The sequence below is a fragment of the Pseudomonas sp. SIMBA_041 genome (assembly GCF_046535095.1).
GTDB classification, from domain to species: Bacteria; Pseudomonadota; Gammaproteobacteria; order Pseudomonadales; family Pseudomonadaceae; genus Aquipseudomonas; species Aquipseudomonas mucoides.
Window position 1 is genome coordinate 1 of sequence record NZ_JAWRXJ010000489.1, and the last position, 261, is coordinate 261.

At 64.0% G+C, this 261-nt stretch carries 1 protein-coding gene; it reads left to right on the top strand.

Annotation, left to right across the window (positions count from 1 at the left end):
* A partial coding sequence (locus tag SB725_RS32040) for an AMP-binding protein (RefSeq protein WP_410923503.1) occupies positions 1-261 on the top strand: 261 nt, incomplete at both ends.

The window sequence follows — 261 nt, forward strand, 5'->3', positions numbered from 1 at the left end:
GGCATGACCGAAACCAGCCCGGTGGCTGCGGTCAACCCGTCCGAGGCCAACCAGGTCGGTACCATCGGTATCCCGGTGCCCTCGACGCTGTGCAAGGTTATCGACGACAGTGGCAATGAACTGCCGCTGGGCGAGGTGGGTGAACTGTGCATCAAGGGCCCGCAAGTGATGAAGGGCTACTGGCAGCGCGAGGACGCCACCGCCGAGATCCTCGACAGCCAAGGCTGGCTCAAGACCGGTGACATCGCGCTGATTCAGCCG